This is a genomic window from Pseudomonas frigoris (genome assembly GCF_047758635.1).
GTDB classification, from domain to species: Bacteria; Pseudomonadota; Gammaproteobacteria; order Pseudomonadales; family Pseudomonadaceae; genus Aquipseudomonas; species Aquipseudomonas frigoris.
Genome location: NZ_CP180479.1, coordinates 6,657,090 through 6,669,730, shown reverse-complemented (window position 1 = coordinate 6,669,730; position 12,641 = coordinate 6,657,090). Strand labels below are relative to the sequence as shown.

At 60.5% G+C, this 12,641-nt stretch carries 11 protein-coding genes; 10 read left to right on the top strand and 1 reads right to left on the bottom strand.

The features are described from left to right. The first annotated feature begins 86 nt into the window (after positions 1-86). The 3 genes from ACMXYH_RS30800 to ACMXYH_RS30790 all read left to right on the top strand — a co-directional run bounded on the left by ACMXYH_RS30800 (position 87) and on the right by ACMXYH_RS30790 (position 2,777). Entirely contained in the window at positions 87-869 is a 783-nt protein-coding gene (locus ACMXYH_RS30800) for a sulfite exporter TauE/SafE family protein (protein ID WP_033060544.1), read from the top strand. Between the two features lie 81 nt (positions 870-950). After that, on the top strand, positions 951-1,757 hold the full coding sequence (gene lgt / locus ACMXYH_RS30795) for a prolipoprotein diacylglyceryl transferase (RefSeq protein WP_415765862.1): 807 nt from the start codon (positions 951-953) through the stop codon (positions 1,755-1,757). 48 nt (positions 1,758-1,805) lie between these two features. Further along, positions 1,806-2,777, top strand: coding sequence for a thymidylate synthase (locus ACMXYH_RS30790; protein ID WP_033060541.1), 972 nt, complete (start codon positions 1,806-1,808; stop codon positions 2,775-2,777). Between the two features lie 125 nt (positions 2,778-2,902). Here the strand turns inward: ACMXYH_RS30790 and cadR are convergent, their stop codons facing one another. Next, complete coding sequence (gene cadR, locus ACMXYH_RS30785) at positions 2,903-3,352, bottom strand: Cd(II)/Pb(II)-responsive transcriptional regulator (RefSeq protein WP_129440262.1); 450 nt, start codon at positions 3,350-3,352, stop codon at positions 2,903-2,905. Between the two features lie 85 nt (positions 3,353-3,437). On the opposite strand from cadR, the gene ACMXYH_RS30780 reads away from it, so the two are divergent. From ACMXYH_RS30780 to ACMXYH_RS30750, 7 genes are all read left to right on the top strand, one after another. Beyond that, on the top strand, positions 3,438-5,735 hold the full coding sequence (locus ACMXYH_RS30780; protein WP_415765861.1) for a heavy metal translocating P-type ATPase: 2,298 nt from the start codon (positions 3,438-3,440) through the stop codon (positions 5,733-5,735). Positions 5,736-5,751: 16 nt separating this feature from the next. Further along, on the top strand, positions 5,752-6,615 hold the full coding sequence (locus tag ACMXYH_RS30775; protein WP_033060537.1) for a LysR family transcriptional regulator: 864 nt from the start codon (positions 5,752-5,754) through the stop codon (positions 6,613-6,615). 247 nt (positions 6,616-6,862) lie between these two features. Next, a complete protein-coding gene (locus ACMXYH_RS30770) occupies positions 6,863-7,939 on the top strand; it encodes a putative 2-aminoethylphosphonate ABC transporter ATP-binding protein (protein WP_415765860.1) in 1,077 nt (358 codons plus the stop codon). After that, positions 7,939-9,663 carry a putative 2-aminoethylphosphonate ABC transporter permease subunit gene (locus ACMXYH_RS30765; protein WP_415765859.1) on the top strand — a complete coding sequence of 575 codons (1,725 nt, stop codon included), beginning with the start codon at positions 7,939-7,941 and terminating at the stop codon, positions 9,661-9,663. Before ACMXYH_RS30770 ends, ACMXYH_RS30765 begins: the two co-directional genes overlap by 1 nt. 36 nt (positions 9,664-9,699) lie before the next feature. Further along, positions 9,700-10,725: a putative 2-aminoethylphosphonate ABC transporter substrate-binding protein gene (locus ACMXYH_RS30760; RefSeq protein ID WP_008040773.1), complete on the top strand. Its 1,026-nt coding sequence runs from the start codon at positions 9,700-9,702 to the stop codon at positions 10,723-10,725. Positions 10,726-10,843: 118 nt separating this feature from the next. After that, positions 10,844-11,977, top strand: coding sequence for a TIGR03364 family FAD-dependent oxidoreductase (locus ACMXYH_RS30755; RefSeq protein WP_415765858.1), 1,134 nt, complete (start codon positions 10,844-10,846; stop codon positions 11,975-11,977). After that, positions 11,977-12,534 carry a phosphonate degradation HD-domain oxygenase gene (locus tag ACMXYH_RS30750; RefSeq protein ID WP_134420728.1) on the top strand — a complete coding sequence of 186 codons (558 nt, stop codon included), beginning with the start codon at positions 11,977-11,979 and terminating at the stop codon, positions 12,532-12,534. Before ACMXYH_RS30755 ends, ACMXYH_RS30750 begins: the two co-directional genes overlap by 1 nt. Positions 12,535-12,641: the final 107 nt, after the last annotated feature.

Below are 12,641 nucleotides of genomic sequence, written 5' to 3'. Positions count from 1 at the left end.
TCAGTCATCGTGTGGGTATCCATCGCCATCCAGTGGAGCTTGAGGCCATGCATCCGTTACCATGCCGCTCTCATTTGGGGATGCGCATGGAATTTCTGCTCTATCTGGCGCTGGGCGCCTGTGCAGGTGTGCTGGCCGGGCTGTTCGGGGTCGGCGGCGGGATCATTATCGTTCCGGTGCTGGTCTACAGTTTCAAGCTGCAAGGGTTCGATCCGTCGATTCTCACGCACCTGGCGGTCGGCACGTCCCTGGCGACAATCATATTTACCTCGGTCAATGCGATCCGCGAACATCATCGCCGCGGTGCCGTGCGTTGGCCGATTTTTGCCTGGATGACCCTCGGTATTCTCATCGGCGCCGGTTTTGGGGCGCTGACGGCGGAGGCGATTTCCGGGCCCAACCTGCAGAAAATCATTGGTGTCTTCGCCTTGGTCATCGCCGCGCAACTGGCACTGGATTTCAAACCCAAGGCTTCTCGAACGGTGCCGGGTAAAGTCGGTCTGACCGTGGCCGGCAGTGTGATTGGCTGGGCCTCGGCGATTTTCGGGATTGGCGGCGGTTCGCTGACGGTGCCGTTCCTGACCTGGCGCAGCGTACCGATGCAGCAAGCGGTGGCGACTTCTTCCGCCTGCGGCCTGCCGATTGCCTTGTCCAGTGCATTATTTTTCATGATTCTGGGCTGGCACGATCCATTGCTGCCGGCCCATAGTCTCGGTTTTGTTTATTTGCCGGCGTTGCTGGGGATCGCCCTGACCAGCATGTTCTTCGCCCGCCTCGGCGCACGACTGGCCCACAGCCTGTCGCCGAAGTTGCTGAAAAGACTGTTCGCCGCTTTGCTGTTCTGCGTGGGCCTGAATTTCCTGCTCTGACGCAGCGCAATCCTGACTTAATCCTGGCGTGACAGCGTCGCCCGGGAATTTTAAAGGTTTCAACTCTAACGAGGAGTCGCAATGCTGCCTTACCCGCAGATCGACCCGGTGGCATTGGCCATCGGTCCGCTGAAAATCCACTGGTACGGCTTGATGTACCTGATCGGCATCGGCGGCGCCTGGCTGCTGGCGTCGCGCCGGTTGAACCGCTTCGACCCGACCTGGAGTAAAGAGAAACTCTCCGACATGGTGTTCTGGATGTCGATGGGGGTCATTGTCGGCGGCCGCTTGGGCTATGTGCTGTTTTACGATCTGAGTGCTTACATCGCCAACCCGTTGTTGATCTTTGAAGTGTGGAAGGGCGGCATGTCGTTCCACGGCGGGTTCATCGGCGTGATGTTGGCCGCGTTGTGGTTTGGTAAAAAGAACGGCAAGTCGTTCTTCCAGCTGATGGACTTCGTCGCACCGATGGTGCCGATCGGTCTGGGCGCCGGACGTATTGGCAACTTCATCAACGCCGAGTTGTGGGGCAAGGCAACCGATGTGCCGTGGGCGATGGTCTTCCCGACCGATCCGGCGCAACTGGCGCGTCACCCGTCGCAGCTGTACCAGTTCGCGCTCGAAGGCGTGGCGCTGTTCGCCATTCTCTGGTTGTTCTCGCGCAAGCCGCGGCCGACCATGGCGGTGTCCGGGATGTTCGCGCTGTTCTACGGCATTTTCCGTTTCATCGTCGAATTCGTCCGCGTACCGGACGCGCAACTGGGCTATCTGGCCTGGAACTGGCTGACCATGGGTCAGGTACTGTGCGTACCGATGATCGTCGGCGGTCTGTACCTGATCTGGCTGGCGTATCACCGTGCATCGGCGGCTCCAGCGGCGGCTGTATAAATTCGAACCCCGGGGCGACGGTCCCGGGTTCAAGGACACAGGTAACTCATGAAGCAATATCTCGAACTGGTCGCCCACGTCATCAAGAACGGCACCAAACAGGCCAACCGCACCGGCGTGAACACCATCAGCTTCCCTGGCGCGATGCTGCGTTATGACCTGAAGGAAGGTTTCCCGGCGATCACCACGCGCAAGATGGCCTTCAAATCGGCCATCGGCGAGATGTGTGGTTTTCTGCGCGGGGTGAACAACGCCGCCGAGTTCCGTGCCTTGGGCTGCAAGGTCTGGGATCAGAACGCCAACGAAAACGCCCAGTGGCTGGCCAACCCGTTCCGCCAGGGCGAAGACGACCTCGGCGAAATCTACGGTGTGCAATGGCGCAAATGGCCGGCGTACAAGCAGATTCCGGTCAGCAACCAGGCCGCCATCGAACAGACCCTGAGTCAGGGCTACCGCCAAATCGCCGAAGGCGAAGAAGACGGTCAAGCCTACGTGGTGCTGTACAAGGCGATCGACCAGATCCGCCAGTGCGTCGACACCATCATCAAAGACCCGGGCAGCCGCCGCATCCTGTTCCACGGCTGGAACGTCGCCCAGCTCGATGAAATGGCTTTGCCGCCGTGCCACTTGCTGTACCAGTTCCACCCGAATGTGGAGACCAAAGAAATCTCTTTGACTCTGTACATCCGCTCCAACGACCTGGGCCTGGGCACGCCGTTCAACCTCACCGAAGGCGCCGCGCTGCTGAGCCTGATCGGTCGCCTGACCGGCTACACGCCGCGCTGGTTCACCTATTTCATCGGTGATGCCCACGTCTACGAAAACCATTTGGACATGCTGAATGAACAGCTCAAGCGCGAGCCGTTCCCGATGCCGAAACTGGTGATTAGTGATCGTGTGCCGGAGTTTGCCAAGACGGGTGTTTATCAGCCGGAGTGGCTGGAGTTGATCGAGCCGAGCGATTTCTCGCTGGAAGGCTACGAGCACCACGCGCCGATGACCGCGCCGATGGCGGTTTAAGCCTTAACACCGACCAAATGTGGGAGCGGGCTTGCTCGCGAAAGCGGTATGCCAGTCGACATCATCGTTGACTGACACGACGCATTCGCGAGCAAGCCCGCTCCCACATTTGATTTTCGGTGTTTTTAGTGGCCGTGACTGCGGCCAACATGGGAATGCTCCACCTCCGTCGCCACAACCCCGCCGTTCACTTCAAGCCGCTGCAAAATCCCGCACTGATCAATATCCGGCCCCTCGCCACAACGTTGGCGCAGGTCGAGTAGTTGTGTCTGCAACGCCATCAACCCATCGATCCGCGCCTTCACGTGATGAATGTGCTCGTCAATCAACGCATTCACGCTTTCGCACTGATCCTGCGGACTGTCACGCAGGGCCAGCAGGCTGCGGATTTCCTCAAGCGTCATGTCGAGGGTGCGGCAGTTGCGGATGAAGGTCAGGCGCTCGGCGTGGGCCTGGGTGTAGACGCGGTAGTTGCCGTCGCTACGGGCCGGCTCCGGCAGCAGATTTTCGCGCTCGTAGTAGCGAATGGTTTCCACGGCGCAGTCGGTGAGTTTGGCCAGTTCTCCGATCTTCATGACGGCAATCTCCAAAAGGGTGCTTGACCCTATAGTGGCTACAGGGTCTTTACTTGGCAACAGGCACCTTTCCGGACGCGACCCAATGAGCGATTCCCTTCACACGCACAAACCCGAGGCTGATCACGATCACGATCACGATCACGATCACGATCACGATCACGATCACAGCCACAAGCTGCAGCCTGTACAGAAGCATGACCATGGCAGCCACGAGGATTCCTGCTGTTCGTCCAAAGTGGCGGCACCGTCGCTGATCAAACTCAGCGAAACGCCGACCGCTGGCGCGCGCCTGAGTAGCTTCCGCATCGATGCCATGGATTGCCCGACCGAGCAGACACTGATCGAGAACAAACTCGGCAAACTCGTGGGCGTGCAGCAACTGGAGTTCAACCTGATCAACCGCGTGTTGGGCGTCACCCATGACCTGCCGAGCACTGCTCCGATCATCGACGCCATCAAGTCCCTCGGCATGCAGGCCGAGCCGATAGAGCAGGGCGCTGAACCGTCAGCACCGGCTCCCGAGAAAAAGCCCTGGTGGCCCTTGGCGCTGTCGGGTATTGGTGCGCTGGCCGCCGAAGTTATCCACTTCATCAACGCCGCGCCGAACTGGGTTGTGGCGGTCATTGCGCTGATCTCGATCCTCAGCGGCGGCCTCAGTACCTATAAAAAGGGCTGGATCGCGCTTAAAAACCTCAACCTGAACATCAACGCGCTGATGAGCATCGCGGTGACTGGCGCGATTTTGATCGGCCAGTGGCCGGAAGCGGCGATGGTGATGTTCCTGTTTACCGTGGCCGAGTTGATCGAAGCCAAGTCGCTGGACCGGGCGCGCAACGCCATCGGCGGCCTGATGCAGATGACTCCGGAACAGGCCACGGTGCAGCAGGCTGATGGCAGTTGGATTGAGCGGGATGTTAAAACCATCGAGTTGGGTGCGCAGGTGCGGGTGCGTCCCGGTGAGCGAATCGGTCTGGACGGTGAAGTGGTTTCGGGCAGTTCAACCATCGATCAGGCGCCGATCACCGGTGAAAGCCTGCCAGTGGAGAAGACCATCGGCGATAAAGTCTTTGCCGGCACCATCAACCAGGCCGGTTCCCTGGAGTACTCAGTAACCGCAGCGGCCAACAACTCGACACTGGCACGAATCATCCACGCCGTGGAACAGGCCCAAGGCGCGCGGGCACCGACCCAGCGTTTCGTCGACAGCTTCTCGAAAATCTACACCCCGGCGGTGTTCATCCTGGCTCTCGCCGTCGCTGTGATTCCGCCACTGTTCATGGGCGCCGTATGGTTCGACTGGATCTACCGGGCGTTGGTGTTGCTGGTGGTTGCGTGCCCATGTGCGCTGGTGATTTCAACCCCGGTGACCATCGTCAGCGGCCTCGCGGCGGCGGCGCGCAAAGGGATTCTGGTGAAGGGCGGCGTTTATCTGGAGGGCGGTTACAAGCTCGATTACCTGGCCTTGGACAAGACCGGCACGATCACGCACGGCAAACCGGTGCAGACCGATTACCTGTCGCTTGATCCGACCGCGGACGAATCAGCCCCCGCCATTGCGGCGGCGTTGGCCAGTCGCTCCGATCACCCAGTGTCCTTGGCCATTGCCAACGCGGCTGTGGATAAACAACTCGCACCGCTGATTGTGGATAACTTTGAGGCGCTGGCCGGTCGCGGTGTACGCGGCGAAATCAATGGTCAGGTTTACCACTTGGGTAATCACCGTTTAGTGGAAGAACTGAACTTGTGCTCGCCTGCGCTGGAGGAAAAGCTGTTCGCGCTGGAGAAACAGGGCAAGTCCGTGGTGCTGCTGCTCGACAAATCCGGCCCATTGGCGCTGTTTGCCGTGGCCGACACCGTGAAAGAGTCCAGCCGCGAGGCGATCCGGCAACTGCACGAACTGGGCATCAAAACCCTGATGCTGACCGGCGACAACGTCCACACCGCTCAGGCGATTGCCGCGCAAGTCGGCATCGACGAGGCCAAGGGCGATCTGTTGCCGACTGACAAGCTGCAAGCCATCGAAGTCCTTTATGCACAGGGCCATATCGTCGGCATGGTCGGCGACGGCATCAACGACGCTCCGGCGCTGGCGCGAGCCGAGATCGGTTTTGCCATGGCGGCGGCAGGCACCGATACCGCTATCGAGACTGCGGATGTCGCCCTGATGGACGACGATCTGCGCAAGATCCCGACCTTCATCCGGCTGTCACGACAAACCTCAAGCATCCTCAAACAGAACATCGCCTTGGCATTGGTCATCAAAGCGATCTTTCTTGGGGTAACCTTCGCCGGGATCGCCACCATGTGGATGGCGGTGTTCGCCGACATGGGCGTCAGCCTGTTGGTGGTGTTTAACGGTTTGCGCCTGTTGCGCAAATAAGCGATGAGGAAAGGGTGTGCTGAGTGCCGAGCTGAAGGCGTTTTACATGGTTGCCCGCTTGGGCAGCATTACCCTGGCGGCGAAAAAACTCGGCCTGAGCCAACCCACGGTGACCACGCAGATTCGCAATCTGGAAAGCCAGTACTCGGTTGAGCTGTTCTACCGTGGCGGCCGCCGCCTCAGCGTCAGCGATGAAGGTGCGCGGCTGTTGCCGATGGTCAAGGCGCTGTTGCAACAGGAAGCCGACATCGAGTTTTTCCTGCGTAATAGCGGACAGGTCCAAGGCACGTTGCGTATCGCCGCGACCGCGCCGTATTACATCCTCGATCTGGTGAAGACCTTTCGCGAGCGCTTGCCGCAAGTTGAAGTGTCGGTGGAAATCGGCAACTCCCAGCAAGTGCTTGAAGCCCTGGAGGATTACCGGGTGGATGTCGCGGCGTCGTCGCAGTTGCTCGACGATGCGCGGCTGATTCGCCGGGTGCTCGGCAGCGATCCGCTGGTGCTGGCGGTGCATCGCAATCATCCGCTGGCGGTCCACGACCATGTGCCGCTCAGTGCGTTGGCCGGGCATACGTTATTGATGCGCGAATCGGGTTCGACCACTCGACGTCTGACCGAGGAATTGCTGGCCAGCGCCGGGGTGAGTTTCGGGCCGCTGCTGGAAATTGGCAGCCGTGAGTCGATCCGTGAGGCGGTGTTGCGCAATATCGGCATCAGCATCATTGCCCGACAGGAAGTGCCGCATGATCCGCAACTGCGCGTGCTGACCATCGAGAATGCGCCGCAGATTCCCGAGTATTTGTACTGCCTCAAAGAGCGAAAAGGCGCGCGGCTGCCGGCGGCGTTCCTGGGGTTGGCGCAGGAAATGGCTCCGGCCTGAAATGTGTGCTGACTGTTCTAGCCTCTTCGCGAGCAAGCCCGCTCCCACATTCAACCGTGTTCTTATCCAAAGACTCGGTCAAATGTGGGAGCGGGCTTGCTCGCGAAGGCGCCAGATCAAACAACACAAAACTCGAATCCCGTACCCAAATCCTTGAATACCACTATCAGCCGTTTTTGCCTCACTGCCACATGACGGACGCATTACAAATCTAGGATGGCCTTCATCTGCTTGATGAGGCCTGTCCATGAACCACTCGATCGCAACTGCCCTGACCAACCCTGGCGCGCCGATGAAAGTGCGCGGCGTGCAGAAGCGCTTCGGCGCCTTCACCGCGCTGGATAACGTTTCCCTCGACGTGGCGGCCGGTGAACTGGTGTGCCTGCTCGGTCCGTCGGGTTGTGGCAAAACCACCTTGCTGCGTTGCATCGCCGGTCTGGAGAAACAAGACAGTGGCGAGTTGTACCTCGGCAATCGCGACGTTTCCCACCTGGCGCCCCAGGCTCGGGACTACGGCATTCTGTTTCAGTCCTACGCGCTGTTCCCCAATCTTACCGTCGAAGCGAACATCGCCTACGGCCTCGCCGGCAGTGGTCGCGATGAAGTGCGCAAGCGTGTCGGTCAGATGCTGGAGCTGGTCGGCCTGATCGGCAGTGAGAAAAAGTACCCCGGCCAATTGTCCGGCGGCCAACAGCAACGTGTCGCACTGGCTCGGGCCTTGGCGCCGGCACCTTCGTTGCTGCTGCTGGACGAACCGATGTCGGCCCTCGACGCCCGGGTCCGCGAGCATCTGTGCACCGAACTGCGCCAACTGCAGCGCAACCTCGGCATCACCACCCTGATGGTCACCCACAATCAGGACGAAGCCATGCTGATGGCCGACCGCATCGCCGTGATGAACAACGGCAAGGTCGAGCAATACGCCACGCCGCAGGAAATCTACGACCGCCCGGCGACGCCGTTTGTGGCGGAGTTCGTCGGCCAGGGCAACTGGCTGCCATTCCAGCGCAGCAGCGACAGCCACGCCCAGGTCGGTGGGATGAACATGCGCCTGGCCGCAGATTCTGGCAACGCCGCCTCGGGTCGTTTGTTCTGCCGCCCCGAAGCGATCAGCGTCAACCCGCCCGTGCATGAAGAAAACCTGTTCCCGGCCAAGGTTCGCGAAATCACCTTCCTCGGCAACCGCTGCCGCATGAGCTTCGAACTCGATCAACTACCGGGTCATGCGCTGCTGGCGGAACTGGCGCCAGAAGCCATGCCGCGCCTCGGCGCGCAGCAGATCATGGTCGCCTTGCCACCGCGCAGCCTGCAGGTGTTTGCCTGATGAGCGCGAACCTCGCGCTGCCGATACCGCACAAGCAGGTTCGGCAGACCTCCCGTGCCGAGATTGGCGACCGGGTGTTCGTGGTCGGGGGCAAGGCCCTGTTGTTGGTGTTGCTCGGCGTTTCGGTACTGATGCCATTGCTGGCGATCTTCTGGCGCGGTTTCAGCTCTGAAGCCGGGCAGGGCGGCGGTCTGGTGGCCGCCCGTGAATTGGTGACCAGTGCCAATTTTCACTGGTTGCTCGGCAATAGCCTGAAAGTTTCCCTCAGCGTTGCGGCGATTGTCGTACCGCTGGCCTACCTGTTTGCCTACGCCCTGCAACGCACATTGATACCGGGCAAAGGCATCTGGCGTGGGATGTCGCTGTTGCCACTGATGGCGCCGTCGATGTTGCCGGGCATTGCGCTGGTTTATCTGTTCGGCAACCAGGGCATGTTGCGCGGTTTGCTCTCGGACAACATTTACGGCTTCTGGGGCATTGTTCTGGGTGAGGTCATCTACACCTTCCCACACGCGTTGATGATTCTGCTGTCGGCCCTGTCGCTGGCGGATGCGCGACTCTTCGATGCCGCCTCCAGCATGGGCGCCAGTCCGGCGAAAGCCTTTCGCAGCATCACTTGGCCGGCAACCCGTCAGGCCGTGTTCGCGGCGTTCTGTCTGGTATTCACCCTGACCATCACCGACTTCGGCGTACCCGTGGTGGTCGGTGGCGATTATCAGGTACTGGCGCTGGAAGCCTACAAAGCCGTGGTCGGCCAACAACAGTTCGGTCGCGGCGCGTTGATCGGCATGGTCCTGCTGCTGCCTGCGCTGTTCAGTTTTGGGGTCGACGCCTGGCTGCGTCGGCGTCACGGCGATTCCATGAGCGGTCGGGCGCAGGTCTTTCAACCGGCGCCGTCGAAACTGCGGGACGGCTGCTACCTGGCCATCGTGCTGCTGATCTGCGCGGTGTTGCTGCTGGTGTTCGGCATGGCGGTGTATTCGTCACTGGTGAAATTCTGGCCGTACAACCTGTCGCTGTCTCTCAACCATTACCAGTTCAACGACACGGCGGGCGGTGGCTGGCTGGCCTACGGCAACAGCGTGAAGATGGCGCTGTGTACGGCATTGATCGGCAGTGTCCTGATCTTCACCGGCGCTTATCTGATGGAAAAAACCAAGGGCCAGCGCGGACTGAATCTGACACTGCGCATGCTCAGTTTCGTACCGATGGCGGTGCCGGGTCTGGTGCTGGGCCTGGGTTACGTCTTTTTCTTCAACCTCAGCGGCAACCCGCTGCATGTGCTCTACGGGACCATGACCCTGCTGGTGGTGTGCACCATTGCTCACTATTTGACCACCGCGCAAATGACCGCGACCACGGCGCTGCGCCAACTCGACGCCGAGTTCGAAGCCGCCGCGCTGTCGCTCAAGGCACCGCTGTATCGGCATTACCTGCGCGTCACCGTGCCGATCTGCCTGCCGGCGCTGCTGGACATCGTGCGTTACCTGTTCGTCTCGGCCATGACCACTGTCTCGGCGGCGATCTTCCTCTACAGCCCCGACACTATCCTCGCAGCGGTGGCGGTGCTGAACATGGACGACGCCGGCAACGTCGGCGGCGCGGCGGCGATGTCGACTTTGATTCTGTTCACCTCGGCGGGCGTGTCCCTGCTGCTGGCCTGGGCTTCGCGCGGTTTGTTGCGCCGCTCCCAGGCCTGGCGGCAGACCGCGCCAGGCCATTGATTCGCTTCAACCCCTCAACTCAAACAGGAAAAGATCATGTTCAAGCCCCTGGCCCTGGCCGCTGCTGTCCTCACCGCTTTCAGCCTGAACGCCTTCGCGGCGAAAACAGAGTTGACGGTGTACACCGCCCTCGAAGCCGAACAACTGAAGACCTACAAAGAAGCCTTCGAAAAGGCCAACCCGGACGTCGAGATCAAGTGGGTGCGCGACTCCACCGGCATCATTACCGCCAAGCTGCTGGCCGAAAAAGCCCGCCCGCAGGCTGATGCGGTCTGGGGCCTGGCCGCTTCGAGCCTGGCGATCCTCGACCAGCAAGGCATGCTGCAAAGTTACGCGCCGAAGGACCTGGGCAAGATCGGCGGCAACTACCGCGACGCCGCCAACCCGCCGGCCTGGGTCGGCATGGACGTCTGGGCTGCGACCATTTGCTTCAACACTGTCGAAGCCGAAAAGCAGGGTTTGACCAAGCCAGTGAGCTGGCAGGACCTGACCAAGCCTGAGTACAAAGGCAAGATCGTCATGCCCAACCCGGCCTCGTCCGGCACCGGTTTCCTCGACGTCAGCGCCTGGCTGCAAACCTTCGGCGAGAAGCAGGGCTGGCAGTACATGGACGACCTGCACCAGAACATCGGCCAGTACGTTCATTCCGGTTCCAAGCCGTGCAAACTGGCGGCGGCGGGTGAATTCCCGATCGGCATTTCCTTTGAATACCCGGCCGTTCAGTTGAAGCGCCAGGGCGCGCCGCTGGACATCATCCTGCCGAAAGAAGGCCTGGGCTGGGAGATCGAAGCCACCGCCGTGATCAAGGGCACACCGCACGAGGATGCCGCAAAGAAACTGGCTGACTTCTCTGCCAGCCCGGCGGCGATGGAGCTTTATAAAGAGAACTTCGCGGTGCTCGCGCAGCCAGGTATTGCCAAGCCGCAGACCGAATTGCCGGCGGATTATGAGCAGCGTTTGATCAAGAACGACTTTGCCTGGGCTTCGAAGAATCGCGATGAAATCCTGACCGAGTGGCGCAAGCGCTATGACGGCAAGTCCGAGAAAGTGGCTGCCAAGTAAGATCTTCATCGGCTGACAGGGCCCCTTCGCGAGCAAGCCCGCTCCCACATTTGGAATGCGTTCCCCTGTGGGAGCGGGCTTGCTCGCGAAGGCGGTTCAGATTTTGGGGCAACTCTTAATGACACAACACAACGACATGCTGATCGTAGGCGCCGGCATTCTTGGCCTGTCCCACGCTTACGCCGCCGCCAAGCGCGGTCTGAAAGTCACCGTTTTCGAACGCAGCGAAACGCCTTTGGGTGCCTCGGTGCGCAACTTCGGCCAGGCACTGCTCACCGGCCAACCACCGGGCCCGATGCTCGAGCTGGCCAAAGCCAGCCGCGAGATCTGGGGCCAATGGGCCCAACTCGCCGGTCTGCAACTCAAGCGCAACGGCTCGTACCTGTTTGCCCGCACCGAAGCCGAAGAACACCTGCTGGAAGCCTTCTGCGCCGGTCGCGCCGTGGAGCACGGTTACCGCGTCGACCTGTTGCGCGGCGCTGCATTGCGTGACGTATACGGCGGCCAGTTCAGCCATCATCGCGCCGCGTTGCACGGAATGGACGATCAGCAACTGTATTCGCGCGAAGCGATTCCGGCGTTGATCGACTACCTGCACCGCGAACTTGGCGTCGCGTTTCACTTCTCCACCCTGGTGCGCGACATCGAGCCCGGCCGCTTGCACAGCACCGCCGGATCCTTCAGTGCCGAACAGATCATCGTCTGTTCCGGCCACGATTATCAGACGCTGCTGGCCGAGCCAATGGCCGAGCTCAACCCGCAAATCTGCCGCCTGCAAATGCTTCGCGCTCGACCGCAAATCAACCTCAACCTGCAACACGCGTTGCTCACCGGTCTGAGCTGCGTGCACTACGGCGCCTTCGCCGATCTGCCGGAAGCGGCGGCGGTGCAAGCGCAAATCCTGCGAGAGGAACCGCATCTGCATGAAAACGGCATTCACCTGCTGATCAGCCCGACGCCTTACGGTGAGTTGATCATCGGCGACTCCCACCATTACGGCAGCGACCCGTCGCCGTTCAACGCCGAGCAGGTGGACAACTGGATGATTGAACTGGCCGAGCAGACGTTGGGTTGCAAGGTGCAAGTGGTGGAACGCTGGCAGGGTGTCTATGGTTCGCGGGGACCGGGGCCATTCTCGTTTCTGCGTCCGATGCCGGGTGTGAGCGTGGCACTGATGCACACCGGTGTCGGCATGAGCGTCGGCCCGGCGATGGCTGAACGCAACATAGCGACGTTGTTGGGAGAGCGTTGATGGACCGCAATGAGCAAGTGATCGCCGAGGTGTTCGCGTTATACGAGCGCTTTGGCGACAGCGATTACATCGGCGAGCCGGTGTCGCAGATCGAGCACATGTCACAGGCCGCCGAACTGGCCATGGCCGAGGGCTTCGATGACGAAGTGGTGCTGGCCGCGTTCTTCCACGACATCGGGCATATCTGCGCCGAGAGCGCCGAGACCATGGGCGGCTTCGGCGTGGTCAGTCACGAACGGTTGGGCGCGGATTACTTACGTCGCGCAGGTTTCAGCGAGCGCTTGGCGCGGCTTGTGGAATACCACGTTCAGGCCAAGCGTTATCTGACGCTGAAAGAGCCTGGGTATTACGAGAGATTGAGCGAAGCCAGTCGCCGCACTCTGGAATATCAGGGCGGAGTGATGACCGCTGAAGAGGCTGAAGCTTTCGAGCAGGATCCGTTATGTGCGGTGAGTTTGCGGATGCGTCAGTGGGATGAGCAGGCCAAGGAAATGGCGGTGCCGGTGATTGATCTTCGTCTCTTGAAAGAAAAGGCGTTGCGCCTATTGGTGGCTTAATGCAAATGAACCGAGGTGCGGCCTTCGCGAGCAAGCCCGCTCCCACATTAGATCCGTGTCATACACAAATATTGGGTCACTGAAAATCAAATGTGGGAGCGGGCTTG

What these genes read in the sequence shown, in the direction of transcription:
- ACMXYH_RS30780 (WP_415765861.1), top strand. Translation starts at nt 3,438, where the DNA reads ATGAGCGATTCCCTTCACACGCACAAACCCGAGGCTGATCACGATCAC.
- ACMXYH_RS30770 (WP_415765860.1), top strand. Translation starts at nt 6,863, where the DNA reads ATGAACCACTCGATCGCAACTGCCCTGACCAACCCTGGCGCGCCGATG.
- ACMXYH_RS30790 (WP_033060541.1), top strand. Translation starts at nt 1,806, where the DNA reads ATGAAGCAATATCTCGAACTGGTCGCCCACGTCATCAAGAACGGCACC.
- ACMXYH_RS30755 (WP_415765858.1), top strand. Translation starts at nt 10,844, where the DNA reads ATGACACAACACAACGACATGCTGATCGTAGGCGCCGGCATTCTTGGC.
- ACMXYH_RS30750 (WP_134420728.1), top strand. Translation starts at nt 11,977, where the DNA reads ATGGACCGCAATGAGCAAGTGATCGCCGAGGTGTTCGCGTTATACGAG.
- ACMXYH_RS30800 (WP_033060544.1), top strand. Translation starts at nt 87, where the DNA reads ATGGAATTTCTGCTCTATCTGGCGCTGGGCGCCTGTGCAGGTGTGCTG.
- ACMXYH_RS30760 (WP_008040773.1), top strand. Translation starts at nt 9,700, where the DNA reads ATGTTCAAGCCCCTGGCCCTGGCCGCTGCTGTCCTCACCGCTTTCAGC.
- ACMXYH_RS30765 (WP_415765859.1), top strand. Translation starts at nt 7,939, where the DNA reads ATGAGCGCGAACCTCGCGCTGCCGATACCGCACAAGCAGGTTCGGCAG.
- lgt (WP_415765862.1), top strand. Translation starts at nt 951, where the DNA reads ATGCTGCCTTACCCGCAGATCGACCCGGTGGCATTGGCCATCGGTCCG.
- cadR (WP_129440262.1), bottom strand. Translation starts at nt 3,352, where the DNA reads ATGAAGATCGGAGAACTGGCCAAACTCACCGACTGCGCCGTGGAAACC.